12 protein-coding genes and 2 pseudogenes are annotated in these 14,528 nt (G+C 71.3%); 9 read left to right on the top strand and 5 right to left on the bottom strand.

Features of this window, described 5'->3' with window-relative positions; all coding sequences use genetic code 11:
• The first annotated feature begins 30 nt into the window (after positions 1 to 30).
• A complete protein-coding gene (locus MTP03_RS15345; RefSeq protein WP_248488991.1) occupies positions 31 to 1,068 on the top strand; it encodes an aliphatic amidase in 1,038 nt (345 codons plus the stop codon).
• A gap of 3 nt (positions 1,069 to 1,071) precedes the next feature.
• Entirely contained in the window at positions 1,072 to 2,205 is a 1,134-nt protein-coding gene (locus tag MTP03_RS15340; protein ID WP_248488990.1) for an AAA family ATPase, read from the top strand.
• Between the two features lie 53 nt (positions 2,206 to 2,258).
• Here the strand turns inward: MTP03_RS15340 and MTP03_RS15335 are convergent, their stop codons facing one another.
• Complete coding sequence (locus tag MTP03_RS15335; protein ID WP_248488989.1) at positions 2,259 to 2,987, bottom strand: IclR family transcriptional regulator; 729 nt, start codon at positions 2,985 to 2,987, stop codon at positions 2,259 to 2,261.
• An 87-nt stretch (positions 2,988 to 3,074) separates the two neighbouring features.
• Here MTP03_RS15335 and leuC point away from each other — a divergent pair.
• The 3 genes and pseudogenes from leuC to MTP03_RS15320 all read left to right on the top strand — a co-directional run bounded on the left by leuC (position 3,075) and on the right by MTP03_RS15320 (position 6,010).
• A pseudogene (gene leuC, locus MTP03_RS15330) lies at positions 3,075 to 4,507 on the top strand (3-isopropylmalate dehydratase large subunit).
• Positions 4,508 to 4,534: 27 nt separating this feature from the next.
• The gene (leuD, locus tag MTP03_RS15325; protein ID WP_248488988.1) at positions 4,535 to 5,122 is read left to right on the top strand and encodes a 3-isopropylmalate dehydratase small subunit; all 588 of its coding nucleotides are present in this window, start codon (positions 4,535 to 4,537) and stop codon (positions 5,120 to 5,122) included.
• A gap of 168 nt (positions 5,123 to 5,290) precedes the next feature.
• Positions 5,291 to 6,010, top strand: a complete 720-nt coding sequence (locus MTP03_RS15320) for an HU family DNA-binding protein (protein WP_248488987.1) — start codon at positions 5,291 to 5,293, stop codon at positions 6,008 to 6,010.
• Positions 6,011 to 6,038: 28 nt separating this feature from the next.
• Here the strand turns inward: MTP03_RS15320 and MTP03_RS15315 are convergent, their stop codons facing one another.
• The 3 genes and pseudogenes from MTP03_RS15315 to cofC all read right to left on the bottom strand — a co-directional run bounded on the left by MTP03_RS15315 (position 6,039) and on the right by cofC (position 9,880).
• Positions 6,039 to 7,025, bottom strand: coding sequence for an NUDIX hydrolase (locus MTP03_RS15315; protein WP_256465289.1), 987 nt, complete (start codon positions 7,023 to 7,025; stop codon positions 6,039 to 6,041).
• Positions 6,982 to 9,200, bottom strand: a pseudogene (locus MTP03_RS15310) (RNA degradosome polyphosphate kinase). Before MTP03_RS15310 ends, MTP03_RS15315 begins: the two are co-directional and overlap by 44 nt.
• A complete protein-coding gene (gene cofC, locus MTP03_RS15305; RefSeq protein WP_248488985.1) occupies positions 9,179 to 9,880 on the bottom strand; it encodes a 2-phospho-L-lactate guanylyltransferase in 702 nt (233 codons plus the stop codon). The pseudogene MTP03_RS15310 and the gene cofC overlap by 22 nt, the downstream one beginning before the upstream one ends.
• A gap of 108 nt (positions 9,881 to 9,988) precedes the next feature.
• Between cofC and MTP03_RS15300 the strand changes: the two genes are divergently transcribed.
• Positions 9,989 to 11,020, top strand: a complete 1,032-nt coding sequence (locus tag MTP03_RS15300; RefSeq protein WP_248488984.1) for an NAD(P)H-dependent glycerol-3-phosphate dehydrogenase — start codon at positions 9,989 to 9,991, stop codon at positions 11,018 to 11,020.
• A gap of 52 nt (positions 11,021 to 11,072) precedes the next feature.
• On the top strand, positions 11,073 to 12,167 hold the full coding sequence (locus MTP03_RS15295) for a D-alanine--D-alanine ligase family protein (protein WP_248488983.1): 1,095 nt from the start codon (positions 11,073 to 11,075) through the stop codon (positions 12,165 to 12,167).
• On the opposite strand, the gene MTP03_RS15290 is transcribed toward MTP03_RS15295, so the two are convergent.
• A complete protein-coding gene (locus MTP03_RS15290; RefSeq protein WP_248488982.1) occupies positions 12,104 to 12,667 on the bottom strand; it encodes a DUF3515 domain-containing protein in 564 nt (187 codons plus the stop codon). The two genes, MTP03_RS15295 and MTP03_RS15290, sit on opposite strands and share 64 nt — an antisense overlap.
• A gap of 111 nt (positions 12,668 to 12,778) precedes the next feature.
• Between MTP03_RS15290 and MTP03_RS15285 the strand changes: the two genes are divergently transcribed.
• Together MTP03_RS15285 and MTP03_RS15280 are read left to right on the top strand one after the other, a co-directional pair.
• Positions 12,779 to 13,792, top strand: coding sequence for a thiamine-phosphate kinase (locus MTP03_RS15285; protein ID WP_248488981.1), 1,014 nt, complete (start codon positions 12,779 to 12,781; stop codon positions 13,790 to 13,792).
• Positions 13,789 to 14,484 carry a uracil-DNA glycosylase gene (locus MTP03_RS15280; protein ID WP_248488980.1) on the top strand — a complete coding sequence of 232 codons (696 nt, stop codon included), beginning with the start codon at positions 13,789 to 13,791 and terminating at the stop codon, positions 14,482 to 14,484. The genes MTP03_RS15285 and MTP03_RS15280 overlap by 4 nt, the downstream gene beginning before the upstream one ends.
• The last annotated feature ends 44 nt before the right edge of the window (positions 14,485 to 14,528 follow it).

The raw sequence follows: 14,528 nt of genomic DNA, 5'->3' as shown, positions 1-14,528 counted from the left end.
CACGAAGAACTCCATCGAAAGGACACCATCATGCGTCACGGAGACATCTCCTCGAGCCCGGACACCGTCGGCGTCGCCGTCGTCAACTACAAGATGCCCCGCCTGCACGACAAGGCGGGCGTGATCGAGAACTGCCACAAGATCGCCGAGATGATCGTCGGCATGAAGGCCGGCCTGCCGGGGATGGACCTCGTCGTGTTCCCCGAGTACTCGACGCAGGGCATCATGTACGACCCGGACGAGATGTACGCGACCGCCGCCGCCATCCCCGGTGAGGAGACGAAGATCTTCTCCGACGCGTGCCGCAAGGCGGGCACGTGGGGCGTCTTCTCGATCACCGGCGAGCAGCACGAGGACCACCCGAACAAGCCGCCGTACAACACCCTCATCCTGATCAACGACCAGGGCGAGATCGTGCAGAAGTACCGCAAGATCATCCCGTGGGCGCCGATCGAGGGCTGGTACCCGGGCGACTCGACCTACGTCGTGGAGGGCCCGAAGGGGCTGAAGATCTCGCTCATCGTGTGCGACGACGGCAACTACCCCGAGATCTGGCGCGACTGCGCCATGAAGGGCGCCGAGCTCGTGGTGCGCTGCCAGGGCTACATGTACCCGTCCAAGGAGCAGCAGGTGCTCATGGCCAAGGCCATGGCGTGGGCCAACAACGTGTACGTGGCCGTGGCGAACGCCGCCGGATTCGACGGCGTCTACTCGTACTTCGGGCACTCGTCGATCATCGGCTTCGACGGCCGGACGCTCGGCGAGACCGGCGAGGAGGAGTACGGCATCCAGTACGCGCAGCTCTCGGTCTCGACGATCCGGGACGCGCGCAAGCATGACCAGTCGCAGAACCACCTGTTCAAGATCCTCCACCGTGGCTACACCGGCATCCATGCCGCCGGCGAGGGCGACAAGGGCGTCGCCGAGTGCCCCTTCGACTTCTACAAGCTGTGGGTCACCGACGCCGAGGCCGCGCGCGAGCAGGTCGAGTCCTTCACGCGCGACACGATCGGCGTGGCGGAGTGTCCCGTGGGCACCATCCCCAACGAGAAGACCCACGAGGCGTAGGCCGTGCCGTTCATCACTGATCGCCTGGCCGCCGAGGGAGTCGATCTCGGCGGCCGGTCGTCCGGTCCGGACGGCGCGGCGTCCCGTCCCACCGACGCCGAGTTCGCCAAGGCGGCGGTGGGTAGGGTCGACGCGGCGCGGATCCTGGCGCAGCTGCGCGCCAACGTGTTCGGCCAGGACCATGCGATCGAGTCGATCTTCACGACTCTGTCGGTGGTGCAGGCGGGACTCACCGATAAGACCCGGCCGTTGGCGAGCCATCTGCTGGTGGGCCCCACCGGCACCGGCAAGACCGAGATCGTGCGGCAGCTCGCCGCCGCGTTGCGGACCGGGCCCGACGACTTCTGTCAGGTGGACATGTCGGCGATGGCGCAGGAGCACTACGCCGCGTCGTTCGCCGGAGCGCCGCCGGGGTATTCGGGCTCGAAGGAGGGGCTGAGCGTCTTCGACCGGGACCGGGTCGAGGGAACCGTCACGATGCCCGGGATCGTGCTCTTCGACGAGGTGGAGAAGGCGCACACCACGGTGTTGCGTGCGCTGTTGCACGTACTCGACCGGGGACAGCTCACCCTCGCGAACGGCCAGCAGCGCTACGACTTCCGGAACTGCCTCGTGTTCATGACGTCGAACCTCGGCAGCCGGGAACTGCGCGCGGAGCAGGAACGCCCCTGGCATCGCGCCGGGCGCTCCGTGTCGCGGCTGCTGCCGGCCGTGGCGGGGACACGGCTCGACCGGGCGCTGGAGGGCCGGCTCGACCGGATCTCGGAGCAGTCAATCGCCCGGTTCTTCGATCCCGAGTTCCTCAACCGGATCGACGAGGTGACGCTGTTCGAGGAACTCTCGGCGGACACCGCGGTGGAGGTCGCCCGGCACGAGCTGGACGTGTTCGCCGAGCGCGCCCGCAAGCGCGGCGTGGATCTGACGATCGACGACGCGGTCGCGGTGCACCTCGTGGCGACAGGGTTTGATCCGGTGTACGGAGCGCGTTCGGTGCGCCGCACGATCCGGCACGACGCCTGGCCGCTCGTCGCGGAGGCGGTCATCGCGAACCGCGCTGCGCGGATGAGCGATACGAGCAGCCGGGTCGCCGCGGTCCTCGAGGTCGACTCGGCCGGTCTGCGCTGCCGGGTGGAGTAGTGCGTCGCGGGCGGCTGTTCGCGGCGCTGTCGCGGGGCGCGGTCAGGGGCCGGCTACAAGCGGCGCTGCAGCGCGTCGGCGGCCTGCGCGAGGTCGGCGGCCCAGCGGGCGCCGTGCCGCCGGCCCATCCGGTCGATGGGGCCGGACACCGAGATCGCGGCGACCACCTCGCCCCGCGGATTGCGCACGGGGGCCGAGACACTCGCCACGCCGGCCTCGCGCTCGCCGGAACTCTGCGCCCAGCCCCGCTTGCGGACCTCGGCGAGAGTGCGCTCGCCGAAGGCGGAGTCAGCGGGGGAATCGGCCCACGCCGCGAGCACTTTCGCACCCGAGCCCGCCGTCATCGGGAGCCGGCTCCCCACGGGGACGGTGTCGCGCAGGCCCGACGGCGGCTCGGCGGCGGCGATGCACACCCGGTGGTCGCCCTCGCGCCGGTACAACTGGACGGATTCGCCGGTGATCTCGCGCAACCGGGGGAGCACCATCGCGGCGGTCTCGACGAGCGCGTCCGAGGTGCTGGCCGCGAGCTCGCGCAACGCGGAGCCGGGCCGCCACAGGCCGTCCCCGTCCCGGGTCAGCATGCCGTGCAGCTCCAGTCCCACGGCCAGACGGTGCGCCGTTGCCCGCGGGAGCCCCGTGCGGCCGCACAGGTCCGCGAGGCTCGCCGGCTCGGCGGCCGCGGCCCGGAGTACGGCGACGGACTTGTCCAGTACGCCGATGCCGCTCACCGGCGCGGGGGTGAGGCTTTCGGGGTCGTGCGGCAGTGCGCTATCCTGTCCCATAGTTCGATACTAGGCTCTCGCATGGTGGGATTCAACGCCCAGCCCGCGCCCACCGGCAGAGCGAAGATCATGGAGCAGGTGACAAGCATGCAACCGCGCACAATGGCCGAGAAGGTCTGGGATCAGCACGTCGTCGTCAAGGGGGAGGGCGAGGAGCCTCGCGCGAGCCCGACCTCATCTACATCGACCTGCACCTGGTGCACGAGGTCACCAGCCCGCAGGCGTTCGACGGGCTGCGGCTCGCAGGCCGGCCCGTGCGCCGGCCGGACCTCACCATCGCGACCGAGGACCACAACGTCCCCACCGACACGCTGGTCCAGCCCATCGCCGACGAGGTCTCGCGCACCCAGGTGGAGACGCTCCGTCGCAATTGTGCCGAGTTCGGTGTGCGCCTGCACTCGATGGGCGACGGCGAGCAGGGCATCGTCCACGTCATGGGGCCGCAGCTGGGGCTCACTCAGCCCGGGATGACGGTGGTGTGCGGCGACAGCCACACCTCCACGCACGGCGCGTTCGGCGCCATCGCGATGGGTATCGGCACCTCGGAGGTCGAGCACGTGCTGGCCACGCAGACGTTGCCGCTCAAGCCGTTCAAGACGATGGCCATCAACGTCTCCGGTGAACTGCAGCCGGGGGTCACGTCCAAGGATCTGATCCTCGCGATCATCGCCAAGATCGGGACCGGCGGTGGTCAGGGCTACGTCCTCGAATACCGAGGCAGCGCCATCGAGAAGCTGTCGATGGAAGCGCGGATGACCATCTGCAACATGTCGATCGAGGCCGGTGCCCGCGCCGGCCTGATCGCACCGGACCAGACCACCTACGACTACATCCGCGGTCGCGCACACGCGCCGCAGGGCGCCGAGTGGGACGAGGCGGTCGCGGCATGGGACGCGCTGCGCACCGACGAGGGCGCGGTTTTCGACGCCGAGGTCGACATCGACGGATCCGCGCTGACCCCGTTCGTCACCTGGGGCACCAACCCGGGGCAGGGTGCGCCGCTCAGCGCCTCCGTTCCGGATCCGGAGTCGTTCGGGTCGGACGGCGAGAAGGAGACCGCGGCGAAGGCGCTGCAGTACATGGGGCTCGAGGCGGGAACGCCGCTGCGCGACATCGCGGTCGACGCCGTCTTCGTGGGGTCCTGCACCAACGGTCGCATCGAGGATCTGCGCGCCGTCGCCGAGATCCTGCGCGGCCGCAAGGTGGCGGACGGGGTGCGGATGCTCGTGGTGCCCGGCTCGATGCGGGTACGCGCGCAGGCCGAGGAGGAGGGTCTCGGTCAGGTCTTCGTAGATGCGGGCGCCGAGTGGCGGCAGGCCGGGTGCTCGATGTGCCTGGGCATGAACCCGGATCAGCTGGCGTCCGGGGAGCGTTCGGCGTCCACGTCGAACCGGAACTTCGAGGGGCGCCAGGGCAAGGGCAGTCGGACGCACCTGGTCTCGCCCGCCGTCGCGGCCGCGACTGCGGTGCGCGGCACCCTGTCCGCCCCGTCCGACCTGGCCCCCGTCGCCGGCGCGTAACGCGCCCTCAGCCGAAGGAGTACCGATATGGAAGCCATCGTCACCCACACCGGGATCGGCGTGCCGCTGCGCCGGACCAACGTCGACACCGACCAGATCATCCCCGCGGTCTACCTGAAGCGGGTCACCCGCACGGGATTCGAGGACGGGCTGTTCGCGGCCTGGCGTGCGGATCCGAACTTCATCCTCAACACCCCGCCGTACGACCGGGGCTCCGTCCTCGTCGCCGGGCCCGATTTCGGCACGGGCAGCTCCCGCGAGCACGCCGTCTGGGCGCTCATGGACTACGGCTTCCGTGTGGTGATCTCCTCGCGGTTCGCCGACATCTTCCGCGGTAACTCGGGCAAGGCGGGCCTCGTCGCCGCGCTCGTGGATCAGGAGAACGTCGAGTTGCTGTGGAAGCTGCTCGAGAACGAGCCCGGGCTGGAGGTCACCGTCGACCTCGAAGAGCGCACCGTGACAGCCGGGGACTTGGTAGTTCCCTTCACGATCGACGACCCGGTCCGACACCGCCTGATGGCGGGTCTGGACGACATCGGCATCACTCTGCAGCAGGCCGACGCGATCGCCGAGTACGAGAATGCAAGGCCCGCATACAAACCCGTGACGAAGTAGCGTTCTCGAAGGATCGTGGCGGCACCGGATCGAACCGGTGCCGCCACTTGTCATTCCGAGACATCTTCGATCAAATCTGGCGTGGCTCTTGGATTGAATGCAATTCTGCGTTTACGGTGTCCCTAGTTGGCTCAGCGGTGAGCCTCCGACTGCAGAGGAAAAGTGTTCATGAACAAGGCAGAACTGATCGAGGCGCTCACCGAGAAGCTGGGCGCCGACCGCCGTACCGCCGGTGCCGCCGTCGAGGCGATCGTGGACACGATCGTCCGTGCCGTGCATGCCGGGGAGTCCGTCACCATCACCGGTTTCGGTGTCTTCGAGCAGCGCAAGCGCGCCGCTCGCGTCGCCCGCAATCCCCGCACCGGGGAGACCGTCAAGGTCAAGCCCACCTCGGTGCCCGCGTTCCGCCCCGGCGCCCAGTTCAAGGCCGTGATCTCGGGTTCGGCGAAGCTGCCCTCCTCGGGCCCCGCCGTTCGCCGTAGTTCCGCCACCGCCGCCAAGGCGCCCGCCAAGAAGGCCGCCGCGAAGAAGACCGCCGCCAAGAAGGCGCCGGCCAAGGCGGCCAAGGCCGCCGCCACCAAGGCGACCGCCGCCAAGAAGGCGCCCGCCAAGGCCACCAAGGCGACCGCGACCAAGGCCACCGCGGCGAAGAAGACCGCGGCGAAGGCGCCGGCGAAGAAGGCTCCGGCCAAGACCACCGCCACCAAGGCGACCGCCGCCAAGAAGGCTCCGGCCAAGGCCACTAAGGCCGCCGCCAAGAAGACGGCGGCGAAGGCGCCCGCGAAGAAGGCCCCCGCCAAGACTGCGGCCAAGAAGACCGCAGCCAAGGCGCCCGCTAAGAAGGCTCCGGCGAAGAAGGCCCCAGCCAAGAAGGCCGCCAAGAAGTAGATCCCCGATGCCGCTGCCCCTGGAAGCCTCAGTGCTCCAGGGGTAGCGGGCTGTCGATGTGGTCCATCGTGAGCAATCTGCCGCCCTCGGTGGTGAGAACCCACACGCTCGCCTTGCGGTTGCGGGCGGCGGGCAGGCGCACACCGTCGGCGCTCGACCACCACGCGGTGAGGTCCGGGATCACCCCGCCCTGACTGCACACCACCGGGACGGTGTCCGATTCCTCGCCGCGCAGCGCGATCTCGCGGATCCGGCGGTGCGCCGCCGCGGGATCGCGGGCGTACGCGGTCTCCGACATCGTCGGCTCCTCCACCAGCGGGAGCGACGTCTCCGCAGCCAGCGGCTCCAGCGTCTGCGTGCACCGCACCGGCGGAGCGGACAGCAGGCGCCCCGGTGCGAACGCGCCCAGCAGATCCACCAGTGCTTCCGCCTGCGCTCGTCCGTTGCGGTCGAGGGGCCGCGCGAGATCGTCGCCCTGGTACCCCTGCTTGCGACCGGCCTTCGCGTGCCGGACGATCAGCATCGTCGCCGTCGACCGCGGCTGCTTACCGAAGACGCGCAGGATGCGCTTGTCGATCGGGTACGTCAGAATCTTCGTGGCCTCCTTGACCGGAAGCCACCGCAGTTCGTCGGTCTCCTCGTTGGGCACGAACACCCCGCCCGTCGAGAGCGCGGACCAGTAGCCGACCCGTTTGCGGACCATGTCGCCGCCCGGGCCGTGTTTGCGGCGCCGGGGGACGTCGTACGCGACCTGGCCGACGGCCCGCACGAACCGCGCATTGAACCCCGTCTCCTCGACCACCTCGCGCAGGCCGCCCACGACCGGGTTCTCGTCCGGCTCCACGTGCCCCTTGGGAAGCGACCAGTCGTCGTACCGCGGGCGGTGCACGACAGCCACTTCCGGCCCCGTCGGCCCGGGGCGCCAGAGGACGCCCCCGGCGGCCGGACCACGGGGCCGGCGCCGGCCGAGCTCACCGCTGGCTCGCGCGGTGCGCGCGCATGAGTTCCCGCTGATGATCGCGGACCGTCTCGCCCGGGACGGGGAGGCGTTCCAGTTGCCGTCGCCGTCGAGCACCCAGCAGCGGGTCGCCGGATCGAGCGCCGACTCGAACATCTCGCCCAGCTGGCGGGCCAGGCGCGGATCCTTCACCTGCGCCATCACTTCCACGCGGCGATCCAGGTTCCGGTGCATCATGTCGGCGCTGCCGATCCAGTACTCGTCCGCCCCACGGAAGTGCAGGATCCGCGAGTGCTCCAGGAACTGGCCCAGGATCGACCGCACGGTGATGTTCTCGCTGACGCCGGGCACCCCGGGGCGCAGGGCGCAGATGCCCCGGACCACGACCTCGACGGGGACGCCCGCCTGGCTCGCCCGGTACAGCGCGTCGATGATCTGCTCGTCCACGACCGCGTTCGCCTTGAGTTGAACGCCCGCGGGCTTGCCGGCGCGGTGCAGCTCGATCTCGTTCTCGACGCGATCGACGATGCCCGAACGGATCCCGTGCGGAGCGACCATGAGGTTGCGGTACTCCTCCTTGCGCGAGTATCCCGTGAGCCGGTTGAACAGGTCGGTCAGGTCGGCGCCCAGGTCGGGATCGGCGGTGAACAGGCCCACGTCCTCGTACAGGCGCGCGGTCTTGGGGTTGTAATTGCCGGTGCCGATGTGGCAGTAGCGGCGGATGGTCGAACCCTCGCGCCGCACGACGAGGCAGGTCTTGCAGTGGGTCTTGAGACCAACGAGACCGTAGACCACGTGGACGCCGGCCTGCTCGAGCTTGCGTGCCCACTTGATGTTCGCCTGCTCGTCGAACCGGGCCTTGATCTCGACCAGAGCGACCACCTGCTTGCCGGCCTCGGCCGCGTCGATCAGCGCATCGACGATCGGCGAATCACCCGACGTGCGATAGAGCGTCTGCTTGATCGCGAGAACATTCGGATCGTTCGCCGCCTGCTCGATGAACCGCTGCACGCTGGTGGAGAACGAGTCGTACGGGTGGTGCACCAGCACGTCGCCCTCGCGGAGCGTGGCGAACACGCTCTTGGGCGTCTCGCGCTCGCCGAACGCGGGGTGAGTGACGGGGACGTACGGCTTCTCCTTGAGGTCCGGCCGGTCCACTCCGTACAGCTCGAACATGCAGTTCAGGTCCAGCAGCCCCGGCACCGTGATGACGTCTGCAGGGTCCACGTCCAGCTCGCGCAGCAGCAGCTCGAGCATGTGCTCGGACATGACCTCTGCCACCTCGAGCCGCACCGGGGAGCCGAACCGGCGGCGCGCCAGCTCCCGCTCGAGCGCCTGCAGCAGGTCCTCGTCGCGGTCCTCCTCCACCTCGAAATCCGCGTTGCGCGTGATGCGGAAGACGTGGTGCTCGGCCACCGTCATCCCCGGGAACAGCACGTCCAGGTGCGCCGAGATGAGGTCCTCCATCGGCAGCACCGCGTGGTCCTGCCGCTCCGATCGCACCGGGACCATCCGGTCAACGTTATCGGGAACCTTGACCCTGGCGAAATGCTCACCGCCCGTGACGGTGTCGTGGACCGCGATCGCGAGATTCAGCGACAGGCCGCTGATGTACGGGAACGGGTGCGCCGGATCGACCGCCAGCGGCGTGAGCACCGGGAAGACCTGTGTGTGGAAGTACCGGGTGAGGCGCTCCTGCTCGTCCCCGGCGAGCTGGTCCCAGCTCAGGACCGAGATCCCCTGCTCCGCAAGCTCGGGGCGCACGGCATCGCTGAAGACGAGCGCGTGCTTGCGGGACAACTCGCGGGTCCGCTGCGAAATCATGCGCAGCTGCTCGCGCGGCGACAAGCCGTCGGCCGAGCGGACCGACAGCCCCATCTCGTCGCGCCGCTTGAGCCCCGCCACCCGCACCATGAAGAACTCGTCCAGGTTCGACGCGAAGATCCCCAGGAACTTCGCGCGCTCCAGGAGCGGCAGCGACGCGTCCTCGGCCATCGCGAGGACTCGGGCATTGAAGTCGAGCCAGCTCAACTCGCGATTGAGGTACCGGTCGTCGGGCAGGTCGCCCGGATCGTCGGCCGGGGCGGCCGGCGGCGCCGTGGGAATCGCGGTGGTGCGCCCGGGAAGCGGTGCCGGCGCCTCGGCAGCGGGGGCCGGTGCGGGGTCCGATGCGGTCGCCGGATCGGAGGCGGGAGTGGCAGGCGGAGTCGTCACCGTTCCATTCTGGCGCATAGCGGACGCGAGTTCGACGCGACTGCGCGATCGGCGTCGGCGAGTGCCGCCGCGGTGTGCTCGCCCAGGACCGGCGCGGACCGCAAGTCCTGCGGGGTGTCGATATCGGTGCGCAGGCCGGGCCATGGCCCCGCGTGCTCGGTGGCACCGTCCGCGCGGTGCGCGGCCGCCGATTCCGGGCCGAACCGCGGTCGCAGGGGCGTGCCCGCCGGTGCGTACAGCGCGGCGGTCCCGGTGCCGGCGTGGTCCGGGACGAATCCCCGACGGTGCGCCGTCGCCGCGAGGAACGCACTCAGTTCGGCGGCGCTGATGCCCGGGAGGTCGGCCTGGAGTGCGACGACCGCGACGGGCCGCCCGGCGTCGGCGCGCGCGGCGTCCGCGCCCGCCTCGAGTGCGGCGTTGAGGCCGCTCTGGGCGGGCTCGTCAACCGCGAACGCCCCGGCGGCGCAGGCGGCCGCGCGCACCGCGGGATCGGGTGAGACGACGTAGACCCCCGCCACCTCCGGCGCGGCCAGTGCGGCCGCGAGCGTGTCGCGGAACATCGCGAGAACGAGGCCGCGGACGGCGCCGCGCCCTCCGTCGCCGGACGCGGCGAACCGGGATTTCGCGGAATCCAGTGACTTCACGGCGGTCACCACCACGACGGCGGGGGACGCGGCGTCGCCGCGCTGTGCGGTCATATCACCAATCTAGGCGTGCGGAACGCGGCGTGCCGCGCCCGGGCGGGGGATAGGCTCGTCGCGATGCCCGCACCCGCGGGCGGTCGCGCGGATGCGAGGAGGGGCCGGATGGTCGACGTTGCAGTGATGGGCGCCGGTTCCTTCGGCACGGCGATGGCCAAGGTCTTCGCCGAGGCGACGAGGCCCGAGCCGCACCGCGTCCGGATGTGGTGCCGCCGTCAGGAAGTGGCCGACCAGATCAACAGCACCCGCATCAACGCGCAGTACCTGCCGGAGGGAGTGCTGCCGGAGAACCTCAGCGCCACGCACGATCCCGAGGAGGCGATGCGGGGCGCGGGGCTGGTGGTCCTCGCAGTGCCGTCGCAGACGCTGCGGGCGAACCTTCAGGATTGGGGGCACCTGATCCCGCCGGACGTCACCGTCGTCAACCTCGCCAAGGGCATCGAGATCGGCACGCTGGACCGGATGAGCGAAGTCGTCGTGGACGCGGCGGGGATCGATCGCGACCGGCTGGCGGTGCTCACCGGTCCGAACTTCGCGAAGGAGATCGCCAAGGGGCAGCCCACGCTCGCCGTCGTCGCGTCCGACAACGCCCAGCGCGCGTCCCGCACCCAGTACCTGGTGCGCACCGACTACTTCCGGCCGTACACGAGCGACGACGTGGTGGGCTGCGAGATCGGCGGCGCCACTAAGAACGTGATCGCCCTCGTGTGCGGCATCGCGTCGGGCATCAACCTCGGCGAGAACTCTCGCGCGGCCATCATCACCCGCGGCCTTGCGGAGACGCTCCGGCTCGGCACCGCGCTCGGTGCGCAGCCCCTCACGCTCGCCGGTCTGGCCGGCGTGGGCGACCTGGTGGCCACGTGCAGCTCCCCGCAGTCGCGCAACTTCAGCTTCGGCGCGCGCCTCGGCCAGGGGATGACGGTGGAACAGGCGCAGGCGGCGGCGCACGGCCAGGTCGCCGAGGGCGCCAAGTCCTGCATCTCGATCGCCGACCTCGCGCGCCGCGCGGGCGTCGAGATGCTCCTCACCGAGGCCGTGCGCGCCGTCTGTTACGACGGTGTGCCGGTGTCGCGGGCCATGGACGATCTGCTCAATCGCGACGTCGGCGGCGAGTGGCGGCCCAAGGACGCCGAGTAGGCCAGGGCAACCGCATGGCCCCGCTCCGGGCCGCAACGTAAGGTGGGCGACCGTGACGGAGCGAATCAGGGTGGCAGTGGTCTTCGGCGGGCGCAGCAGCGAGCATGCGGTCTCGTGCGTATCGGCGGGCAGCATCCTCGCCCATCTCGACCCCGACCGCTACGACGTCGTGCCCGTCGGCATCACCCGGGCCGGCTCCTGGGTGCTCTCCCACGCCGACTCGAAGGCGCTCACGTTCTCCGGCCGGAGCCTCCCGAGCGTGCCGGAGGGGCCGAGCGACCTGACGCTGCTCCCCGGTGCCGCGGGTGCCGAACTGGTATCGGTGGACGCGGACGCCGCCGGCACGGTGCTCGGCGACGTCGACGTGGTCTTCCCCGTCCTGCACGGCCCGTACGGCGAGGACGGCACCCTGCAGGGGCTGCTGGAGATGGTCGGGGCGCCGTACGTGGGCGCGGGCGTGCTCGCCTCCGCAGCCGGCATGGACAAGGAGTTCGCGAAGAAGCTGCTCGCGGCCGAGGGACTGCCCGTCGGAGACTTCCACGTGCTGCGCCAGCGCGACACCGAGGTGCCCCCCGAGGTGTTGCACCGGCTGGGGCTGCCGCTGTTCGTCAAGCCCGCCCGCGGCGGCTCGTCCATCGGCATCACCCGCGTGACCGACCTGGCGGAGCTCGGCGCCGCGATCGCGGAGGCCCGCAGGTGGGATCCGAAGGTGATCATCGAAGCCGCCGTCATCGGCCGCGAGGTCGAGATCGGCGTCCTCGAGCGACCGGACGGCACCGTCTGCGCCTCGGCGATCGCCGAGATCGAGATGGCCGCCGACGCGGAGCACGCCTTCTACGACTTCGAGACCAAGTACCTCGACGACCGCGCGCAGTACACGGTCCCGGCGAACCTCACCGAGCACGAGGCGGCCGTGATCGGCGACCTCGCGGTTCGCGCCTTCCACGCCTTCGACTGCCAGGGGCTGGCCCGCGTGGACTTCTTCCAGACCGCGGACGGCCCGGTGATCAACGAGGTGAACACGATGCCCGGGTTCACGTCGACGTCGATGTACCCCCGGATGTTCGCCGAATCCGGCGTGGCCTACGCCGAACTGCTCACGGTGCTCATCGACACGGCGCTCGCCCGCGGCACCGGCCTGCGCTGATCAGCGCCCCAGGTCGAGGACGCTGCGGTCAGGTGCGCAGTGATCGCGTCCGATGCCGCCTGCACGGCGGCGGTGCCGGCACCGTCGGGCACCCAGAGCGTCACGTACGGGCGGTGGTCCACCGCGGTCCAGTAGCTGCCGCCGTCGGGGGCGGGTGCGCCCTGCGGGACCGCCTGGAGCCACTGCACGCCGTTGACGATCTGCAGCTTGGCCGTGGCGGTCAGTTCGGCGGGGCGCTCGGTGCCGCAGCGTACTTCGACATCGCCGGCCTTGTCGGCGCGCCAGCGCGCGAACCCTGCCGGAGCGGTGGTGTCGGTGCGCTGGAAGCCGCCGAGATCGGCGGGGAGCGCGCCGAGCAGCGCGCCGCACGCCGCGTCACCCGACGACGGTGCCGCGACCGACTTCAGATGCCCGGCCTCGGCCGTCGCCCGCGCATCCTCCTGGCGCTGCTGGGCCAGGATCAGGAACGCGACGAAGCAGGCGAGGACCGCCACGGGCACGGCCACGGCTGTGGCGAGGAACGCCGGGCTGCGGCGCCGCCGGGTGGTCGGGTCCTGGGGCCCGGGGTGGTCTCGTCGTCTGCATCGCTCACGTCCGATACCGTAGCCGCGATGACCACACCCGATCCGGCCCGCCCCGCGCGCCCCGCCGTGCGCACCGCGGCGCAGCTGGGTGAGGACGGCGTGATCGCGCTGGCGACCAGCGGCGTGCGGCCGGACCTGCGGGTGCCGGTGGGCCCCGGCGACGACGCCGCGGTGGTCGTCGCGCCGGACGGCCGGGTGGTCGTCTCCTCGGACGCACTCGTCGAGGGCCGGCACTTCCGGTTCGACCTCACCACCCCCGAACACGTGGGGCGGCGCGCGATCGCGCAGAACGCCGCCGACATCGCCGCGATGGGCGCCGTGTGCACGGGCTTCACCGTCACGCTGGGCTGCCCGGCCGGCACCGGCGAGGACGTGATCGCCGGGATCGCCCGCGGTATCACCCGAGGCGCCGCGGACGCGGGCGGAGCCATCGCGGGCGGCGACGTGGTCCGCACCGAGCAGGTGTTGCTCGCCGTCACCGTGCTGGGCGACCTGCAGGGACGCGCGCCGGTCCTGCTGTCCGGCGCCCGGCCGGGTGACGTGGTCGCGGTGTGCGGCACGCTGGGGCACTCGGCGGCGGGGCTGGCGGTGCTGCTCGCCGGGCTGCCCGGCTTCGAGGGCCTCGTGGAGACTCACCGCTGCCCGGTGCCGCCGCTCGTTGCGGGACCGCAGGCCGCCGTCGCCGGGGCCACCGCGCTCACCGACGTCTCGGACGGCCTGCTCCGCGACGCGCGGGCCGTCGCGCGGGCCTCCGGCATCGTCATCGAGCTCGACGGTGCGCGGCTCGCCCCCGACACCGACCTTCGCGCGTGCGCCGCCGCACTGGGTGCCGACGCCGACCAGTGGGTCCGCACGGGCGGCGAGGACCACGCCCTGCTCGCGACCTTCCCCGCCGGGGCGGAGCTCCCGGCGGGGTGGCGGGCGATCGGCACCGCGGCCGGGCCCGGCGCCCTGCCGGTGGGCACGGTCACCGTCGACGGCGAGACGGGGCCCGAGGTGGGCGGCTGGAACACGTTCGACGAATCCGGGGAGGGCCGATGACGGCGAGACCACTGGCGGAGACCGTCGAGGCGGGCTGGGCGCGGGCACTCGAGCCGGTGGCGGGCGACATCGCCGCGATGGGGGACTTCCTGCGCGCCGAGATCGCGGCGGGCCGCGAGTACCTGCCCGCGGGCGCGAACGTGCTGCGCGCGTTCAAGCAGCCGTTCGACGACGTGCGGGTGCTGATCGTGGGGCAGGACCCGTACCCCACGCCGGGGCACCCGGTGGGCCTGTCGTTCTCCGTGGACGCGTCCGTGCGGCCGATCCCGCGCAGCTTGCAGAACATCTTTCGTGAGTACTGCGAGGATCTCGAGCTGCCGCTTCCCGCGAACGGCGACCTGTCGCCGTGGGCGCGCCAGGGGGTGCTCCTGCTCAACCGCGTGCTGACGGTACGCCCGGGCGAGGCCGCCTCGCACCGCGGGAAGGGCTGGGAGAAGGTCACGGAGCGGGCGATCGACGCGCTCGTGGAGCGCGACGCGCCCCTGGTGGCGATCCTGTGGGGGCGCGACGCCGCGTCGCTGGGGAAGCGACTCGGCGCCGTGCCGCGGATCGAGTCGGTGCACCCGTCGCCGCTGTCCGCCGCACGCGGATTCTTCGGCTCGCGGCCGTTCTCCCGCGCCAACGAGGCGCTGACGGCGCTCGGCGCCGAGCCGGTCGACTGGCGCCTGCCGCACCTCGCGCAGGTCCGCTGACGCGCAAGAAGCCCGTGGCCGGACGGCCACGGGCTCCTTGCGAA

Source organism: Tsukamurella sp. PLM1 (assembly GCF_023168325.1).
Classification (GTDB): Bacteria; Actinomycetota; Actinomycetes; order Mycobacteriales; family Mycobacteriaceae; genus Tsukamurella.
This window is presented reverse-complemented; position numbering and strand designations above follow the sequence as displayed.